The sequence below is a fragment of the uncultured Amaricoccus sp. genome (assembly GCF_937858865.1).
Lineage (GTDB): Bacteria > Pseudomonadota > Alphaproteobacteria > Rhodobacterales > Rhodobacteraceae > Amaricoccus.
In genome coordinates, this window is the sequence record NZ_CALLYO010000057.1 from 1 (window position 1) to 3,024 (window position 3,024).

Here is a 3,024-nt window from a genome sequence, read left to right on the forward strand (position 1 = left end):
GCTGCCCCGTTTCGAGCGGAAGGATCCGAGCATGCGCCGTCAGGTCCCGAGCGATAAGGTGGGAGGGGTCTTACGCGGTGTGCGGGGGGGTGGCAAGGCGGGGGAAGGGCCGGGAGCAGGAGAGAGAGTGATTCCGGGCCATGGCGCCGGGCTGCCCTGCCCCGACGAATGCGGTGCCGAAGGCCCGCATGCCGACAATGAGGAGCCGGGAGCCGGAGAACACCGACCGGAAGGGAGGCGCGATCCGAGGCATGTAGCGATTGACTACAGTGTAACGATCAGCTACAGCGGAGCGGATGAAGCCGGTCCGGTACAGCAAGGAGGCGATCCGGACGCTCAGGCGGATGCCACGGCCGACGGCGGAGCGGATCCGCGACAAGGTGGCGGCCTACGCGGCCGATCCGGCCAGCCAGTCAGCGAACGTCAAGGCGCTGAAGGGCGAGCCGGCGGTGCTGCGGCTGCGCGTCGGGGACTGGCGGGTGACCTTCGAGGACGGCGCGGTGATCGCGGTCGTCCGCATCGGGCCGCGCGGCGGCGTCTATGATTGAAGGAGGCACGCATGGGCGAGATGGTGACGATCCCGCGGGAGGAGTACGAGCGGCTGCTGGCATTCGCGGAGGACGCCGAGGATGCGGCCGCGGTGGCGCGGTTCCGGGCGCGGCTGGCGGCCGGCGAGGAGGAACTGGTGCCGGCGGCGGTCCTCGACCGGCTGCTTGCGGGAGAGAGCCCGCTGCGGGTGTGGCGCGAGCACCGGGGGCTGACGCAGTCGGGGCTGGCGCGGGCGTCCGGGGTGAACCGGGTGGTCGTCGCCGACATCGAGGCCGGGCGGAAGGGCGGGTCGGTGCGGAGCCTCAAGGCGCTGGCGGCGGCGCTGGGCGTGGGGATCGACGATCTGGTTTAGGAATGGGAAGGTAGCGCGATCCTGACGCGCCAGCCGCGAATGGCCGTCAAGCAGCGACCGCCCCCAGCGTCGCCAAGCGCTCACCCAGCGTCCGCAGTCCCTCCACGCTCACGTTGGCGAAGGCGATCCGCAGCTGGCGGGGGGCGGCGGGGTCGCCTGACGGCGCGAACATGGTGCCGGGGAGCATGAGGAGGGAGAGGTCGCGGACGAGGAGGGGGGCGAGCTCGTGCGAGGGGAGCGGGTGGGGGTGCTCGACGTAGGCGAAGTAGGCGCCGCAGCCGAGGACCTTCCAGCCGGGGAGGGCGGAGAGGGCGGTGCGGGCGGCGTCGCGGCGGCGGAGGATCTCGAGGCGTTCGGCGGCGAGCCAGTCGGAGAGGTTGCGCAGGCCCCAGAGGGCGGCCTTCTGGCCGAGCTGGGGGGCGCAGATGGTCATGGTGTCGAGGATCTTCTCGGCCTCGGCGAGGCGCTTCGCGCTCGCCACCAGCGTGCCGGTGCGGTGGCCGGTGAGGCGGAAGGACTTCGAGAAGGAGTAGAGCTGGATCAGGTGGTCGCGCCAGTCGGGGTCGGCGAAGAGGTCGTGCGGGCGGGCCTCGGCGCTGGCGAAGTCGCGGTAGGTCTCGTCGAGGACGAGGGTCGCGCCGTGGCTGCGTGCGAGCTCGGCGAAGGCGGCGATGAGCGCCGGCGGGTATTCGGCGCCGGTCGGGTTGTTGGGGGTGACGAGGACGATGGCGCGGGTGCGGGGGGTGAGGCGGGCGCGGGCGGCGTCGGGGTCGGGCAGCATGCCCTCGCCGCAGGGGAGCGGGATGGTCTCGATGCCGCTCATGTCGAGCCACATCTTGTGGTTGAAGTACCAGGGGAAGGGCAGCAGGACGGCGTCGCCGGGGGCGGCGAGCGTCATGATGGCGGTGCAGAAGGCCTGGTTGCAGCCGGCGGTCACCGCGACCTCCTCGGCGTGGATCTCGCCGCCGTAGCGGGCGGAGGAGCGCCAGGCGATCTCGGAGCGGAGGGCGGGCAGGCCGAGGACCGGGCCGTAGCGGTGGGTGTCGGGCTCGGCGCGGATCATCTCGGCCATGGCCTCGCGGAGAGGTTCGGGCGGCGGGTCGAGCGGCGCGGCCTGGCTGAGGTTGAGGAGCGGGCGGTTGTCGGGGAAGTCGACGCCCTGGAGCCAGCGGCGGGCCTCCATGACCGGCGGCGCGGTCGTGGCGGCGACGTGCGGGTTGGTGGGGAAGCGGTCGGTGGCGGGCATAGCGGGTCTCCTCGGGGGCGAGGGTAAGCGCGTGGGCGGCGGGGGCGCAAGCTTGACGCCTGCCGCCGGCGCGCTTACCGGCTCGGGGCATGGCCGAGCCCCCTCTCCTGACGCTGGCGGACGTGTCGCTGACCTTCGGCGGCGACCCGCTGCTCGCCGGCGCCTCGCTGGTGGTGGCGCCGGGGGAGCGGATCGCGCTGGTCGGGCGGAACGGGTCGGGGAAGTCGACGCTGCTGAAGATCATGGCCGGGCAGGTCGCGGCGGACGCCGGCGTGCGCTTCGTGCGGCCGGGGGTGGCGGTCGGCTACATGGCGCAGGATCCGGACTTCGCCGGCTTCGCGACGCTCGGGGCGTTTGCGGCGCAGGGGCTGCCGGAGCACGAGGGGTGGCGGGCCGAGGCGGCGATGGCGGGGCTCGCGCTCGATCCGGGGCTGGCGCCGGCGGCGGCCTCGGGGGGCGAGCGGCGGCGGGCGGCGCTGGCGAAGATCCTGGCGGAGGCGCCGGATCTGATGCTGCTCGACGAGCCGACCAACCATCTCGACATCCATGCGATCGCCTGGCTGGAGGCGCATCTCAGCGAGACGCGGGCGGCCTTCGTGGCGGTGAGCCACGACCGGGCGTTCCTCAGGAACCTGACCGACCGGCTGCTCTGGGTGGACCGGGGCGAGGTCCGGCGGCTCGACCGGGGGTTCGCGGCCTTCGAGGCGTGGCGGGACAAGGTCCACGAGGAGGAGGACGTCCAGCGGCACAAGCTCGACCGGCTGATCAAGGCGGAGGGGCGCTGGGCGGTGGAGGGAATTTCCGCCCGCCGGCGGCGCAACCAGGGGCGGGTCCGGCGGCTCGAGGAGATGCGGGCGGAGCGGCGGGAGCAGATCCT

General features: G+C 73.4%; 4 protein-coding genes. 3 read left to right on the forward strand and 1 reads right to left on the reverse strand.

The window, feature by feature from the left end; genetic code table 11:
- Positions 1-296 precede the first annotated feature (296 nt).
- Complete coding sequence (locus tag Q0112_RS01505; RefSeq protein WP_297970484.1) at positions 297-548, forward strand: type II toxin-antitoxin system RelE/ParE family toxin; 252 nt, start codon at positions 297-299, stop codon at positions 546-548.
- Between the two features lie 11 nt (positions 549-559).
- A complete protein-coding gene (locus tag Q0112_RS01510; RefSeq protein WP_297970486.1) occupies positions 560-901 on the forward strand; it encodes a helix-turn-helix transcriptional regulator in 342 nt (113 codons plus the stop codon).
- Between the two features lie 46 nt (positions 902-947).
- Here the strand turns inward: Q0112_RS01510 and Q0112_RS01515 are convergent, their stop codons facing one another.
- Positions 948-2,147, reverse strand: a complete 1,200-nt coding sequence (locus Q0112_RS01515) for an aminotransferase (RefSeq protein WP_297970488.1) — start codon at positions 2,145-2,147, stop codon at positions 948-950.
- Between the two features lie 89 nt (positions 2,148-2,236).
- Here Q0112_RS01515 and Q0112_RS01520 point away from each other — a divergent pair.
- On the forward strand, positions 2,237-3,024 hold a 788-nt coding region (locus Q0112_RS01520), incomplete at its 3' end, for an ATP-binding cassette domain-containing protein (RefSeq protein ID WP_297970490.1).

What these genes read in the sequence shown, in the direction of transcription:
- Q0112_RS01505 (WP_297970484.1), top strand. Translation starts at nt 297, where the DNA reads ATGAAGCCGGTCCGGTACAGCAAGGAGGCGATCCGGACGCTCAGGCGG.
- Q0112_RS01510 (WP_297970486.1), top strand. Translation starts at nt 560, where the DNA reads ATGGGCGAGATGGTGACGATCCCGCGGGAGGAGTACGAGCGGCTGCTG.
- Q0112_RS01515 (WP_297970488.1), bottom strand. Translation starts at nt 2,147, where the DNA reads ATGCCCGCCACCGACCGCTTCCCCACCAACCCGCACGTCGCCGCCACG.